Origin of the sequence: Peribacillus deserti, assembly GCF_002863585.1 — a bacterium.
Lineage (GTDB): Bacteria > Bacillota > Bacilli > Bacillales > DSM-1321 > Paraperibacillus > Paraperibacillus deserti_A.
The window spans coordinates 61,055-73,701 of sequence record NZ_PGUY01000001.1 but is presented as its reverse complement, the minus strand read 5'-3'; the positions used below and the strand labels follow the sequence as shown (position 1 = coordinate 73,701).

At 42.3% G+C, this 12,647-nt stretch carries 13 protein-coding genes; 9 read left to right on the top strand and 4 right to left on the bottom strand.

The genetic code is table 11. The features are described 5' to 3' along the window. The first annotated feature begins 313 nt into the window (after positions 1–313). From CUU66_RS00370 to map, 7 genes are all read left to right on the top strand, one after another. On the top strand, positions 314–694 hold the full coding sequence (locus CUU66_RS00370) for a J-domain-containing protein (protein WP_101639700.1): 381 nt from the start codon (positions 314–316) through the stop codon (positions 692–694). Between the two features lie 154 nt (positions 695–848). After that, the gene (gene motA / locus CUU66_RS00365; protein ID WP_101639699.1) at positions 849–1,640 is read left to right on the top strand and encodes a flagellar motor stator protein MotA; all 792 of its coding nucleotides are present in this window, start codon (positions 849–851) and stop codon (positions 1,638–1,640) included. After that, positions 1,633–2,418: a flagellar motor protein MotB gene (gene motB / locus CUU66_RS00360; protein ID WP_101639698.1), complete on the top strand. Its 786-nt coding sequence runs from the start codon at positions 1,633–1,635 to the stop codon at positions 2,416–2,418. Before motA ends, motB begins: the two co-directional genes overlap by 8 nt. A gap of 104 nt (positions 2,419–2,522) precedes the next feature. Further along, positions 2,523–3,407 carry an alpha/beta fold hydrolase gene (locus tag CUU66_RS00355; RefSeq protein WP_101639697.1) on the top strand — a complete coding sequence of 295 codons (885 nt, stop codon included), beginning with the start codon at positions 2,523–2,525 and terminating at the stop codon, positions 3,405–3,407. A 118-nt stretch (positions 3,408–3,525) separates the two neighbouring features. Further along, the gene (locus CUU66_RS00350) at positions 3,526–5,370 is read left to right on the top strand and encodes a family 43 glycosylhydrolase (RefSeq protein ID WP_257967855.1); all 1,845 of its coding nucleotides are present in this window, start codon (positions 3,526–3,528) and stop codon (positions 5,368–5,370) included. 75 nt (positions 5,371–5,445) lie between these two features. Next, positions 5,446–5,961, top strand: coding sequence for a type 1 glutamine amidotransferase domain-containing protein (locus CUU66_RS00345; RefSeq protein ID WP_101639696.1), 516 nt, complete (start codon positions 5,446–5,448; stop codon positions 5,959–5,961). 98 nt (positions 5,962–6,059) lie between these two features. Beyond that, complete coding sequence (map, locus tag CUU66_RS00340; RefSeq protein ID WP_101639695.1) at positions 6,060–6,815, top strand: type I methionyl aminopeptidase; 756 nt, start codon at positions 6,060–6,062, stop codon at positions 6,813–6,815. Between the two features lie 37 nt (positions 6,816–6,852). On the opposite strand, the gene CUU66_RS00335 is transcribed toward map, so the two are convergent. Together CUU66_RS00335 and CUU66_RS00330 are read right to left on the bottom strand one after the other, a co-directional pair. Further along, complete coding sequence (locus tag CUU66_RS00335; RefSeq protein ID WP_101639694.1) at positions 6,853–7,095, bottom strand: DUF2164 domain-containing protein; 243 nt, start codon at positions 7,093–7,095, stop codon at positions 6,853–6,855. A gap of 20 nt (positions 7,096–7,115) precedes the next feature. After that, complete coding sequence (locus tag CUU66_RS00330) at positions 7,116–7,340, bottom strand: DUF1128 domain-containing protein (protein ID WP_101639693.1); 225 nt, start codon at positions 7,338–7,340, stop codon at positions 7,116–7,118. 240 nt (positions 7,341–7,580) lie between these two features. On the opposite strand from CUU66_RS00330, the gene CUU66_RS00325 reads away from it, so the two are divergent. Both CUU66_RS00325 and CUU66_RS00320 read left to right on the top strand, forming a co-directional pair. Further along, complete coding sequence (locus tag CUU66_RS00325) at positions 7,581–7,973, top strand: hypothetical protein (protein ID WP_101639692.1); 393 nt, start codon at positions 7,581–7,583, stop codon at positions 7,971–7,973. Positions 7,974–7,999: 26 nt separating this feature from the next. Continuing rightward, on the top strand, positions 8,000–8,833 hold the full coding sequence (locus tag CUU66_RS00320) for a YihY/virulence factor BrkB family protein (RefSeq protein ID WP_101639691.1): 834 nt from the start codon (positions 8,000–8,002) through the stop codon (positions 8,831–8,833). A 301-nt stretch (positions 8,834–9,134) separates the two neighbouring features. Here CUU66_RS00320 and CUU66_RS00315 read toward each other — a convergent pair whose 3' ends face one another. Together CUU66_RS00315 and CUU66_RS00310 are read right to left on the bottom strand one after the other, a co-directional pair. After that, positions 9,135–11,069 (bottom strand): heavy metal translocating P-type ATPase, encoded by a 1,935-nt coding sequence (locus CUU66_RS00315; RefSeq protein WP_101639690.1) that lies wholly within the window; start codon positions 11,067–11,069, stop codon positions 9,135–9,137. A gap of 304 nt (positions 11,070–11,373) precedes the next feature. Further along, positions 11,374–12,552 (bottom strand): MFS transporter, encoded by a 1,179-nt coding sequence (locus tag CUU66_RS00310; RefSeq protein ID WP_101639689.1) that lies wholly within the window; start codon positions 12,550–12,552, stop codon positions 11,374–11,376. Positions 12,553–12,647: the final 95 nt, after the last annotated feature.

The window sequence follows — 12,647 nt, the reverse complement described above, 5'->3', positions numbered from 1 at the left end:
ACGAAGCACAGGATGTGCGAGCCAGGCGTGGCCACAGGACGTGGCGTTCGAGCGTGGTAAGTGCGACTAAGCTTCTGTCTTCGCTAACGCTCGCCAATCAGCAAGTCTTCTTTATCGGGTCTGAACAAGGCGCTTCCGCTTTTCTATCAGGTGAGACCCCACAGGCGAAGCCGAGGAGGCTCAGCGCCCGCCCCTAAGGTCCGCGAGCATCCTCACGTTCCAATCAGCCCCCTTGTTCAAAAACAACAAAGTTTGCGAAAACAGCCTATAATAAAAAGCAGTGTTGATCTATTAAATAGTAAGGAGTGGGTTCATGGATATTGCACACCTGATTGCTGAAGATAAGATCAAACGATCCATAGAGGAAGGGGAGTTTCGAAAGCTGCCCGGTTACGGCCGGCCATTAGTTCTCGATGATGATTCTGCTATACCAGAAAGTCTCCGCATGGCTTATAAGATGATGAAGAATGCAGGGATGCTTGAAGAGCAGGAAGAATCACTAAGAAAAGAATTGATGAACCTGGAGGATTTAATATCCTTTTGTTACGATCCAGAGGAGAGAGAACGACTAACAAAGCAGCTGAATGAAAAGCTCTATCAATTTGGAAAAGTAATAGAGAAGCGAAAGACCAGTCACTCTAAAGCATTTAAACAATATAATCAAAAAGTATATGATAAATTGTCCCGAAAATAATATCTGCCCTGGCTGGGGCGGATTTTTTTTATGATATACCTCTTCTAACAAATGGAAAATCAAAAAAATCTCGAAAAGAGCTCACTATTTAAGGGTTTTATCCGATATAAATAAAAGAATCAAATACGACTTTTATTAAAGACAGGTGGGTTTTATGGATAAAACATCATTAATAGGAATTGTACTCGCTCTGATTGCGGTAGGAGTTGGTATGGTCTTAAAGGGTGTAAGCCCGGTGGCATTGGCTAATCCAGCCGCTATATTAATTATCGTTGTAGGAACCATGGCTGCAGTAGTTATTGCTTTTCCGACAAATGAAATAAAAAGAGTGCCTAAGCTCTTTAAAATACTGTTTACTGAACAGAAGATAATAAGTGCTGAAGAGGTAATTAAAACTTTTTCAGAATGGGCGGTTATAGCTAGAAAGGAAGGCTTATTAGCGCTTGAGGCAATTTCTGAGGACGTAGAAGAGCCTTTCTTAAAAAATGGTTTAAACCTGGCAGTTGAGGGCCAGAGTGCTGATTATATCAGAGACCTCCTTTCTGAGGAGGTTGATGCAATGGAGGAGAGGCACCAGGGAGGAGCTGCAATCTTTACACAGGCTGGAACATACGCTCCGACTCTTGGGGTGCTGGGTGCAGTTGTGGGACTCATTGCTGCATTAAGCCATATGGATGATACAGAGGCGCTTGGTCATGCAATCAGTGCGGCATTCGTAGCTACACTCATGGGTATATTTACAGGTTATATGCTATGGCATCCCTTTGCTAACAAGCTGAAGAGAAAATCTAAAGAAGAAGTACGGATTAAACAAATGATGATTGAAGGAATTCTTTCTATTATTGAAGGGGAAGCTCCCAGGACAATCGAACAGAAGCTGACTTCATATCTGCCTGCAGGAGATCGGAAGAAGTGGCTTGAAGGCGAAGTGAACCAGGATGTCTAAGAGAAGAAAAAAACATACTCATGATGAGCATGTTGATGAAAGCTGGCTTATCCCCTATGCCGATCTTCTGACACTTCTCCTAGCCTTGTTTATCGTGTTATTTGCTATGAGCTCCGTAGATGCTTCCAAATTTAAATTAATGTCCCAGGCATTTAATGAGGTGTTCACAGGAGGGTCAGGAGTATTAGATTATCCAAGTCCTGTTCTTGACGATTCCAGTAAAAATCCTGAAAGAGAAAATAACGCTGTCAGCGGAAATGATCAGGAAGATAAAGGGCTGGGAGATGAGGATGAGAAGGAACTTGCTGAAATTCAGCAAAAGGTGAATACCTACATGAAGAATAATAAGTTAACGGGGAGACTTGGGACAAAGCTTACAGATGAAGGCCTGCTTGTTACCATCAGTGATAAAATCTTATTTGAATCCGGTCTCGCAGAAATCAGGGGAATCGATAGAGAATTGGCTGGTGAGATATCAGATCTCTTGGTAATGAATCCGCCGAGGGGGATTGTGATCAGCGGTCATACCGATAATATGCCGATCAGTACGTCGGAATTTGACTCTAACTGGGACCTTAGTGTTATGCGCGCCGTTAACTTTATGAAAATACTATTAGAAAATCCAAAATTAAAGCCCCAATGGTTTAGTGCCAAAGGATATGGGGAGTTTAAGCCTGTTTCCTCTAATTCTACAGCAGCAGGACGAGCAGCCAACCGGAGAGTGGAAATCCTGGTCATGCCTCGCGAACAGAAAGAATCTGCAGCTGGACAGCCATAAGTAAATTGACGCATTTAACTCTGTCTGCAGGACAGGGTTTTTATTTTTTAAATTAGGGTAAACAGGTAGAACTTTATAGGTTTACGAATGGATGCGGGCATACTATGGATTATGAATTATTTACTCTATCTGATGGAAGAAAATTATCGTATAGAATAGTTGGAGACCCGGCCCACCATCCAGTCGTGTATCTGCATGGATTTGGGTCATCTTCCGCTGTAATGGTGGAAGATCGGGACGTGCTTACTGACTTAGGGTTATTTGTCATCGCCGTTGACCGGCCAGGGTATGGAAGATCAGACTTACATCCAGGCTACTCCTCTGAAGACTTTGCGGAGGATATCTATCAGCTGTTATCATGCTTAGGGATTAAGCGGTGTGCAGTGGCAGGCTGGTCAACAGGAGGCATGTTTGCCCAAGACTTTGCTCGTCTATATCCACAATATGTATCAAGTTTAACCTTACTCGGCAGTGTACTGCCATTGAGCCAGCCGGAAGTGGAAAGAATAATGCCGGTAAAGTGGAAATTTGTAAGATGGGTTATGTTACATTTTCCTGGTGTGTGCAGGTATTTATTTAAGAGAGTAAGCAAAAGAATTAATCAGGATATCGATCATGCAGTTATGAATAGAATGAAAAAGATGGTCCGCGATGATAAGGAAGCTGCTATGCTGTTTACAGAATTGCTGAAAAAGGCAACTTATGATGCGTATCAGTATGAGGGGATGGCGGTTTACTATGAAGTACTCGCCATGTGTAAGGCAGACTTTGAGGTTAGGCCTGGCGGCTGTTATCCAACCATGATCTGGCAGGGGGAGGACGATCATCTTTGGACGGTGTCGACCTCCCGCTTTTTAAAGCAGAGGTACACGAAATCCCGGATGTTTATCATTAAAGATAAAGGACACTTTATGTTTTTATCCATCTGGCGGGATGTACTTCAGCTAATAAAGGACGTATCCGCACCTAAGGAGCAGAATCAAATGTGATTCTGCTTATTTTATTATGCGAATGTAACAGGAAATGGGAGTAAAGTGCGATGTTCTATCTATTAGAAAGCGCTATCATTTTAATTGCTAAAAACAACATAAATAAGGAGGATGACACATGAACGTACATTCTTTTGGGAAACTATCGGCTGCAGCCTTACTCCTGCCGCTTTTGTTTAGTAACATGCCTCAGGAATCGATGGCTTCGGAGCGACCAATACCAGCAGGACCGCACACATTTAATGCAAAAAACGATTCAAATGAATTTGAAGTATTTAAAAATCCGGTCATTGGGGATGGTGCTGATCCATGGGCAGTGAAGCATTCAGACGGCTATTATTATTACACGCAGACGACAGGGGGGAATATCACGATCTGGAAAATAAAAAATTTGTCCGAACTGGATCGTGCAGAAAAAAAGGTAGTGTGGACCCCAAGTGCAGACGCTCCTAATAGAGAACATATGTGGGCGCCGGAACTGCACTTTATTAATGGAAAATGGTATATCTATTACGCCGGTTCTGAAGGAGATATGGGCAAGCAGCGGATGTATGTCCTGGAATCGGAAGGGACAGATCCTTTAGGTCCATATCACCATCCTGGCGGTCATTACGGTAAAATTGCTGCAGCAACCGATAAATGGGCGATTGATGGAACTGTCCTCCAGCATAATGATCAGTTGTATTTTGTTTGGTCAGGCTGGGAAGGCGATGAAAATGTAAGCCAGAACTTATATATTGCTCCGATGAAAAATCCATGGACTTTAAGCGGGGATCGGGTAGAAATCTCTAGACCTGAACTCCAATGGGAAAAACACGGTACCCCCCTGATTAATGAGGGACCTCAGATCCTAAACAATAAGAAAGGACAAGTTTTTATCGTATATTCAGCAAGCGGCAGCTGGACAGATGATTACTGCCTCGGCATGCTGACACTGGATGGCAAAAATCCACTAAAGAGCGACTCATGGAAAAAGAGCCCGGAGCCTGTCTTTCAAAAAAACCCTGCACTGAATGTGTATGGACCTGGTCATAACAGTTTTGTGAAATCACCTGATGGTAAAGAAGACTGGATTATTTATCATGCAGCCAAATTTCAGGGGGCAGGCTGGAACCGCAGTGTACGGATGCAGCCATTTACCTGGAATAAGGATGGCACTCCGGACTTTGGAGTTCCTCAAGCGGCGGATACGTTACTGCGCGTGCCTTCAGGAGAATCAAAAGGAGATCTTGTCCCAAAGCTTCCAGGTCTTGTATATAGGTACGAAGCCGAGCAGGCAGCTGTGCACAATGCCAGCATTGTAAATAATACAGGGGCATCTGGCGGGGCAAAAGTGGGAATGATCGATTTTGAAGACAGTTATGTAGAATTTAACGTGGAAGTGCCAAAAGGCGATTACACACTTAAAGTAAGATACTCCAATGGAATGGGCGAGCCGACATCCCATTTAGTAAGTGTCAATGGTAAGGTGCAGGAGCTTTCATATCAGCCTTTTGGGTGGGACTCCTGGCGGGATGCGGAGATGGATACATTGTTAGATAAGGAGCAGAATACGATCCGGATTTCTAAAGGGAAGCTATTCACGGAAATAGATTCCATAGAATTAATTCCGAAAGAGATGAAAATTGTAAAGTATGAGGCGGAACTTGGCTACCTAAAAAAAGCCCGGATCGTTGATAACCTGCAGTCTAGCAATGATCAAACAGTACAGACAAAGAAAGGGAGTAGGATTCACTTCCCGGTCATGGTTTCCAAAGAGGGCAGCTATTTGTTAAAAATTAGCAAGGAATCAGACGATTCGCCATCTGCTGTACAGAAAATCTATGTAAATGGCAGATATACAGGTTCAGCCACGAGTCCTTCTCAGAGCTTAAAATTGAAAAAAGGTGTAAATGATATAACGCTCACAACTTCTTCGGGAAATGCTGAAGTGGATTATATCAGCTTATCATCGGCCGATTAATCATGTTTATCTTACTTATTAAAGGGAAGATAAATAAGGTGTCAACTTATTACTTTAGTAAGGAGAGGAATATAAATGAGCAAAAAAATCGCATGTGTTGTAACCAATGACTTTGAAGACTCCGAATACAGAGATCCTGCCAATGCTTTTAAAGAAGCCGGCCATACAGTTGTAACGATTGAAAAGGAAAAAGGCACGACTGTTAAAGGGAAACAGGGTGAAGTGGAAGTAACGATCGATGAGGGAATTGATAATGTTAATCCACAGGATTTCGATGCTTTGTTTATCCCAGGAGGGTTTTCACCTGATCAGCTTCGCGCAGATGAAAAATTTGTACAGTTTGCAAAGTCCTTTATGGATGAGAAAAAGCCTGTGTTCGCCATCTGCCACGGACCTCAGCTGCTCATTACAGCTAAAACGCTGGAAGGCAGAAGTGCAACGGGATATACATCCATTCGGGTTGATATGGAATATGCCGGAGTAAACTTTAAAGATGAAGAAGTAGTTGTATGCGGCAATCAGCTCGTAACGAGCCGTACGCCTGACGATATTCCTGCATTTACACGGGAATCACTTGCGCTTCTTAAATAAACATAAAGTGAAAAAAACGGGAAACGGAGCAGCTCCGTTTCCCGTTTTTTCTTGTTTACGATACAATAATTAAAAAGGAATTTTCAGGAGTGTTATATATGATTGTAATTAAATCTCCCCGCGAAATTAAAGCAATGCATGAAGCAGGAAAACTTCTTGCAGCATGCCACAAGGAAATTGCAAAAATGATTGCTCCAGGGGTTACCACGTGGGAAATCAATGATCTTGTGGATAAATATTTGGCAGGCCATGGAGCCCATCCGCAGCAAAAGGGTTACAAGGGATATGAATATGCAACATGTGCAAGTATAAATGATGAAATCTGCCATGGCTTCCCTAGAAAAACTCCCTTGAACGAAGGGGATATTGTCACGATTGATATGGTTGTCAATCTAAACGGAGCCCTTGCTGATTCAGCATGGTCATACGCTGTTGGAAAAATCAGTCCAAAAGCACAAGAGCTGCTCGAGGTAACAAGGGAAGCCCTTTACAAAGGAATCGAAGCAGCTCAAATTGGAAATCGCATCGGCGATATTGGCCATGCCATCCAAACATTTACTGAAGCAAGAGGATTTTCTGTCGTCCGTGATTTTATAGGACATGGAATTGGAGCGGTTATTCATGAAAAGCCGGATGTTCCTCATTATGGCGCCCCTAGTAAAGGGCCAAGAATTAAAGAAGGAATGGTGTTCACGATCGAACCCATGATCAATATTGGTTCCTATATGACGAAAATGGATCATAATAAATGGACCGCAAGAACACATGATGGCGAGCTTTCTGCACAGTATGAGCATACAATCGCCATTTCCCCAGATGGACCTGTCATCCTCACTGAACAAGAGGAAAAATGACAATAGAAAAAAGCATCGGGATATCCCGGTGCTTCAGCTATCTTATTGGTCGTTCCAGGGAAGATAAGTCTTCATCTATATTAAGCATTCGATCCTGCACAAGAGCTTTGGCATCATTGATTCCTGAATTGTAGATGTGAGGGCCGATTTCTCGATAAATGAACTCTAAAAAATTCTCCCCAGCCAGATTTCCTAATTCATCTCCGTGTTCCTGGCGGAAGAATTCCTGAATTTTTTCAACCAGTATATTTTTCTGTTCTTTGCTTAGATTCATTCTCATTTTATTGCTCCCTGCCACGGTTATACATTTCTTAAACTGCCCAATTCCTCAGCAATAGCTTCTAGCTCCCGAGGTGTAAAGTTCGATTTCTTCATAACCATATCATAGATGTCCCGAAGTTCTTCGTACATCTCCTGGTTAAAATGTGATGCTTTTACCGCACCTATATTCATGATCCGTAATTTTTCACTGATTTTTTGTACCATAAATTCTGCATTGGCAGGAGTGTTCTGAGATAAGTCCATTTTTCAATTCTTCCTTTCCCCTGTAGCTGGTCTAATGTAACTCCATCTTTTCATTTAAGTGTGATAAAAGTCAAATAAAAATTATAAATTCACAATACCCGCTTCTTTTCCACAAAGAAATTATTACAAGTAACTTTAGATTATATATTTGACTGTAATGAAGAAAATAATCACAGCAGCACATTTCTGCATTATGCCAGTGGCTGTTATTTACCTCATTTCCCCAAAGGAGGAATAGCAATGGAAAACGTTGGACAAGGTTACAGAGCTAACAGCAAACTTTTAAAAGGACTTATGTATGGGGCGCTGGCCGGGGGAGTAATTGCCATGTTTGACCGTAATACCCGTCAATCGTTCATGGATGGGGGCGGCCGCACTTTCAAGGGAATGAAATCCTTTTTAACGAATCCCTTAGAAGGGGTAACTAAAATGGGTGAGTATTCAAGCAGGTTGAGATCACAGATTGAGGAAATCTCAGGAGATATTAACTTTATCTCTGAAAAAGTGGATGAATTAAAAGAAGTACCTATACAAGTAGCAGAAGTAGTCATGGACACCAAGGATATTTTGACGCATGAAGGCTCTACCCCGAATAGAGCTTATAAGACCTCTGCTGCACATACTATGCATTAACATCTAAAATGAAGCGAGCTGGGAGCATGAACAGGAAATCAATCACTCAAACGTCTTTTATAAAGTCTATCTATAAACGAATTTTGAGAGATGACGTTTCTGGAATGGCGGCCCAGCTTGCTTATTTTTTTCTCCTATCGTTATTTCCCCTGATGATTTTCTTAGTATCACTTCTTCCTTATTTACCAATAAAACAGGAAGATATACTGGGTTTTGCCGCAATCTATGCTCCTGCGGAGACGATGGACATGATTGAAAAGAATCTTAATGATGTCATGAAAGGAAACGGAAAATTATTGTCCTTGGGAATTATTGGGACGATATGGACGGCCTCTGCAGGAATGAATTCAATCATCAGTGCATTCAATAGAGCTTACGAAGTAAAGGAAAGCCGTCACTTTATTGTATCAAGGTTATTATCGATTCTTTTCACAATTGGAATGATTGCAGTATTTCTAACAGCATTGCTTCTTCCGGTGTTTGGTAAGCAAATAGGCATACTGCTTACGGAACATCTTGGGCTTTCGGAAGAATTTATTTCATCCTGGAATGTAATCCGTTGGGTAATCAGTTCCATCGTTTTATTCATTATTTTTCTCGCGATTTATTGGTTTGCCCCAAATATAAAATTAAAGTGTTTAAGCATTGTACCGGGTGCGCTTTTTGCTGCAGCAGGCTGGATCGTTTCCTCCTATGCCTTTTCCTTTTATGTAGAGAAAAGTACACATTATTCATCTGCCTATGGAAGCCTTGGAGGGATAATCGTGCTGATGGTCTGGTTTTATATTACCGGGATCATTCTTATCATAGGCGGAGAAATAAATGCTATTGTAAGCAGCCGCAAAAAGCCGGATTGTTAGGGAACCGTAACCCCCACGGTGCAGCTCAGGAGTTAGAATCAAAAGTGCTTCCTTTCCGATACTGGGATGATATCAGTATGGTGAATCTTCATATTAATTCCATTGAACATTATAACTTCACTATAGAAAAAGCATCTCTCCCATGTGGAAGAGATGCTTTTTCTATAAGTCTGCTGAGGCCATTGGTCATAACACGAGAGTAGAGGGCATCTGACGGCCTGAATCGTCTTAGGCTTATTAATAAAGAACAATCGTTCAACATTTCAGGAATTAATTTGCCAGCTACTGTCTCCCGCTCTTCTTAATGTTTTAACAATCTAAGGCTATTCAGGATGACCAGAATGGTGCTGCCTTCATGCCCTATTACACCGAAGGGCAAGTCGAGGATTTGCAGGAAATTGGAACAAATCAGCAGCATAATGACTGAAATAGAAAAGACGATATTTTGTTTAATGATTCGATTCATCTTCTTAGAAAGTTTTACGGCCCCTGCGATCCGGGGGAGATCGTTTTTCATAAGAACGACGTCTGCCGTTTCAAGTGCAACATCCGTACCGTCGCCCATGGCAATTCCTACTGACGATGTGGCGAGTGCTGGGGCATCATTGATTCCATCACCAACCATGGCCACTGTACCGAATCGGTCTTTAAGATTTTTTACTTCATCTACCTTCGTTTCCGGCAGACATTCAGCGATGTATTCATCTATGCTGCTTTCTGCAGCGATTACTTTTGCAGTATCCCTGTTGTCACCGGTAAGCATAACCGTGTAAATGCCTTCAGACCTTAATTCCTCAATGGCAGCAGCCGTTTCCTTTCGGACAAGATCCTTCAGAGCAATAATCCCGGCGATTCCCTGATTATCTTTAGCGAAAACAAGTGTCTTTCCTTCCTTCGCTAATTTTCCGGCAATTCCATTCATGAAATGTTCAGCAAGATCTTTTCCAACAAATTCTGCTTTTCCGATCATCCACCTTTGTTGACCTAACCGGGCCTGGACACCCCATCCTGAAACATCTTCCATATCTGAAGGTGTCAAAAGGTCCAGAGTAGTTCTGTTCGTAAAATGTCTTACGATCGACTGGGCAAGCGGGTGATTCGAATAATGTTCAATAGAGGCAGTATGCTGGAGGAATTCTTTCTCATCCCAGTCCTCACGGGTTATGACATTCGTTACTTCGGGCTTTCCTCTTGTAAGTGTACCCGTTTTATCAAAAGCAATAGCTCTAAGGTGTCCAAGGTTTTCAAGATGGATTCCCCCCTTAAAGAGGATGCCGTTTTTAGCTCCATTTGATATGGCCGACAGTGTTGCCGGCATAATCGATGCGACAAGGGCACATGGAGAGGCGACAACTAAAAGGATCATCGCGCGGTAAAAGGTTTCATTCCAGCTCCAGCCAAAGAGAAAGTGCGGGGCGATCATCATTACCAGGACCGCGGAAAGGACAATTTTTACATATCTGCCTTCAAAGCGTTCTATAAATAACTGAGATGGAGATTTTTCACTTTGTGCGGTCTGAACGAGCTGGATAATTTTTTGAAATAAGGTTTCTTCATTAGATTTAGTGATTTTCACTACGATAGAGCCCCGCAGGTTAACGGTACCTGCAAATACTTCTTCATCTTTCCCTTTGCTTACAGGAATCGATTCTCCTGTAATGGCGGCTTCATCCACATTGGTGATCCCCTCAATGATCACACCGTCAGACGGAACCCGTTCCCCCGGCTTAACTAAGATGTGGTCCCCGATATGTAAGGAACTCACATGTACCCGTTCCTCTTTTCCTCCTGAATCCAGTCTTACTGCTTCTTCAGGCTGAAGCTCCATCAAGGCCGATATTTCTTTATGGCTTTTATTCATCGTATATGTTTCAAGAGCTCCGCTCACCGCAAAAATAAAGATCAGGATGGCTCCTTCCGTCCAGTAGCCGATGATGGCAGAACCGATTGCAGCCAGTACCATCAGCATTTCAACGTTTAATTCCTTATTTTCGATCGTTTCTTCAATTCCTTCTTTCGCCTTTGCAAAACCGCCGATCACGAAGGCAAGGATATAGGAAGTGATCGAGACTGTGGAAAAACCATTCTTCGCCAGAATCCACCCAAGGACGATAAGAATACCGCTGAGGAGTGCGGCAGCGAGCTCTGCGTGCGGCTTAAGTCTGCTTAATAGAGACTCTCCATTTGGCTCCGCGGGAAGGGGAGAGCTGTCTAATACCTTTACATTCGAATTCATGGTATTCCTCCTTTATAAGACTTTGCTGTAGAATGTAGATTCTAATTGAGAAAGATATTCAAGCTCAATTACCCTGTAAAAAAGACTAAAGCTGCCACCATTACGATGACAGCAAGGATTATTTGCAAAAAGCGAGTCCTTTTAAACAGAAAAGCGAGTGACCGCTAAATTAGAATTAGTTTAATCTAGGATACATTTATATCCTACCATACAGTCAAACTAAAAGGAAGATGAATGGAAAAAATATTTTAAGTTAAATGTCTGTACCCTTGTTTTTCCCCTGCTAAACGAGCGTGTACCGGTGTTAAAGCGACATGGACTCTTGTTTCTCTGGGCTTAATGGTTTGAATAAAGCCAATAATAAAAAGCAGATGAAAAATATGCCGCTGATCACATAGAAAAAGCCGGCTCCTGAAATATACTCAATTACAACACCGCCAAAGAAAGGACCAGCAAGGCTTCCTACGCTAAAGCAGATCCCGCACATTAAGTTGCCCGCGGGGAGCAGGCGGGAAGGTGTCAAATCAGCCATATAGCTGATGCCTAATGAGAAGGTGGAGCCTGTCATCATGCCAGCTAATAAAAAGCAGATAAATAAACCTGCAAAAGAATCCTTATTTAACCCAGCCAGCATAAAAAATATGAAGCCGGATAACATGACGAGAAGAAGCACTTTTTTTCTGCCGATTTTATCACTGAGCCACCCAAGAGGAAATTGAGTAATTATAGCACCGAGCGCAAACGCTGGCAGCAGGATAGATACGGCTGATACATCAATACCGTTTCTAAGCGCATAGACTGGGAAATTTCCATTGAGTGATGCTTCAACAAAGCCATACGAAAATGTAGGAAGAAATGCCAGCCATGCATATCGTGAGACCTTTCTAAACCTACTTATTGTGCCCGCAAATGATACGGTATCCCCCGTTTGTTCAGGAAAGTCATTATTTAATAAGAATAACGTCAGCCATGCAAGTAAACTAATACTTGAGGAAATAAAAAATGGGAGGTTTTCATTAATCTCAACCAAGTTGGTTAGTACAGGTCCTGCCGCAAAGCCCAGACCGAAAAAAAGGCCGTAAATTGAGACATTTTTACCCCGGGATTCAAGTGGCGAGGAAGCTGTAATCCATGTTTGGGTAGCAAAATGGAGCATGTGGTCCCCGATTCCAATCAGCATCCTAAGAGCAAACCAAAACCATATGCTATTCCATAGTGGAAACATAAAGAGTGAAATGAATACGGTACCTCCCCCTATTAAGATCATTTTTTTATAGCCGAGTTTTCTGAGAGGCTGCTCCATAAAAGGGGAGGCGAGAAGGATTCCAATATACAGACCGGTTGCATGAAGTCCGTTAATCGAGGAGCTGACGCCATGATTTTCGAAAATAATGGCAAGCAGAGGCAGCAGCATCCCTTGTGAAAATCCTGAAATTCCTACAATACTGACAATAATCCAAAAGTGAAATCTTGACTGATTCATGTGTTCTCTCCCAAGGAATTGATAATACTTGATGTTACTAGTATTAAGGAGGATTATGCAAGCAGAAAATGAGGTAAAGACTATTCATGCGGATA

Coding starts and splice junctions, on each gene's coding strand:
- CUU66_RS00370 (WP_101639700.1), top strand. CDS start 314: ATGGATATTGCACACCTGATTGCTGAAGATAAGATCAAACGATCCATA.
- motA (WP_101639699.1), top strand. CDS start 849: ATGGATAAAACATCATTAATAGGAATTGTACTCGCTCTGATTGCGGTA.
- motB (WP_101639698.1), top strand. CDS start 1,633: ATGTCTAAGAGAAGAAAAAAACATACTCATGATGAGCATGTTGATGAA.
- CUU66_RS00355 (WP_101639697.1), top strand. CDS start 2,523: ATGGATTATGAATTATTTACTCTATCTGATGGAAGAAAATTATCGTAT.
- CUU66_RS00350 (WP_257967855.1), top strand. CDS start 3,526: ATGAACGTACATTCTTTTGGGAAACTATCGGCTGCAGCCTTACTCCTG.
- CUU66_RS00345 (WP_101639696.1), top strand. CDS start 5,446: ATGAGCAAAAAAATCGCATGTGTTGTAACCAATGACTTTGAAGACTCC.
- map (WP_101639695.1), top strand. CDS start 6,060: ATGATTGTAATTAAATCTCCCCGCGAAATTAAAGCAATGCATGAAGCA.
- CUU66_RS00335 (WP_101639694.1), bottom strand. CDS start 7,095: ATGAGAATGAATCTAAGCAAAGAACAGAAAAATATACTGGTTGAAAAA.
- CUU66_RS00330 (WP_101639693.1), bottom strand. CDS start 7,340: ATGGACTTATCTCAGAACACTCCTGCCAATGCAGAATTTATGGTACAA.
- CUU66_RS00325 (WP_101639692.1), top strand. CDS start 7,581: ATGGAAAACGTTGGACAAGGTTACAGAGCTAACAGCAAACTTTTAAAA.
- CUU66_RS00320 (WP_101639691.1), top strand. CDS start 8,000: ATGAACAGGAAATCAATCACTCAAACGTCTTTTATAAAGTCTATCTAT.
- CUU66_RS00315 (WP_101639690.1), bottom strand. CDS start 11,069: ATGAATTCGAATGTAAAGGTATTAGACAGCTCTCCCCTTCCCGCGGAG.
- CUU66_RS00310 (WP_101639689.1), bottom strand. CDS start 12,552: ATGAATCAGTCAAGATTTCACTTTTGGATTATTGTCAGTATTGTAGGA.